The organism is Exiguobacterium sp. HSB13 (assembly GCF_056764755.1).
In genome coordinates this window covers 1-875 of sequence record NZ_JBUZOM010000015.1, presented here as the reverse complement: position 1 = coordinate 875, position 875 = coordinate 1, and the positions used below count along the sequence as shown (strand labels likewise).

General features: G+C 50.5%; 6 tRNA genes and 1 rRNA gene. All 7 read left to right on the top strand.

The window, feature by feature from the left end:
• Positions 1–8 precede the first annotated feature (8 nt).
• Positions 9–124, top strand: a 5S ribosomal RNA gene (gene rrf / locus ACZGCQ_RS16820).
• 9 nt (positions 125–133) lie between these two features.
• A tRNA-Val gene (locus ACZGCQ_RS16815) sits at positions 134–209 on the top strand.
• A 15-nt stretch (positions 210–224) separates the two neighbouring features.
• A tRNA-Thr gene (locus ACZGCQ_RS16810) sits at positions 225–300 on the top strand.
• 62 nt (positions 301–362) lie between these two features.
• Positions 363–449, top strand: a tRNA-Leu gene (locus ACZGCQ_RS16805).
• Between the two features lie 38 nt (positions 450–487).
• Positions 488–561 (top strand) — tRNA-Arg (locus ACZGCQ_RS16800).
• A 4-nt stretch (positions 562–565) separates the two neighbouring features.
• Positions 566–642: transfer RNA gene (locus tag ACZGCQ_RS16795), tRNA-Pro, on the top strand.
• Between the two features lie 22 nt (positions 643–664).
• A tRNA-Ala gene (locus ACZGCQ_RS16790) sits at positions 665–740 on the top strand.
• The last annotated feature ends 135 nt before the right edge of the window (positions 741–875 follow it).

The window sequence follows — 875 nt, the reverse complement described above, 5'->3', positions numbered from 1 at the left end:
AATAAATGTCTGGTGGCGATAGCCAAGTGGTCACACCCGTTCCCATGCCGAACACGGAAGTTAAGCACTTGAACGCCGAAAGTAGTTGGGGGCTTCCCCCTGTGAGGATAGGACGCTGCCAGGCGATACATATGGAGGATTAGCTCAGCTGGGAGAGCACCTGCCTTACAAGCAGGGGGTCGGCGGTTCGATCCCGTCATCCTCCACCATTTTTTATTACACTTGCCGGTGTAGCTCAGCTGGTAGAGCAACTGACTTGTAATCAGTAGGTCGCGGGTTCGACTCCTGTTGCCGGCACCATCTTTATCTTCAATGATCACCAGAATTCAATTATGAATGAAGGTTCTACCTTTTATATCCCTGCCGGGGTGGCGGAACTGGTAGACGCACAGGACTTAAAATCCTGCGGGGGTTTCCCCGTGCCGGTTCGATTCCGGCCCTCGGTACCATTTTCATTTTGATGTTTGCTGTTTGATCCTTATATTCCGCACCCTTAGCTCAGCTGGATAGAGTACTTGACTACGAATCAAGGGGTCGGGAGTTCGAATCTCTCAGGGTGCATTTTCGGGAAGTAGCTCAGCTTGGTAGAGCACTTGGTTTGGGACCAAGGGGTCGCAGGTTCGAATCCTGTCTTCCCGACCATCTTCAATTTCATCCCTTTAATGGGGCCTTAGCTCAGCTGGGAGAGCGCCTGCCTTGCACGCAGGAGGTCAGCGGTTCGATCCCGCTAGGCTCCACCAATTTTTATGACGAACTTTGAAAACTGAACGATGAGGCAAAAATCGTATTCTACGGAATACAAAAACGAATGAAGCGCAAGCTTCGTCAATCGTGACTTCGGTCACAAAAACGAGCAAGTCAAACACTTTATGGAG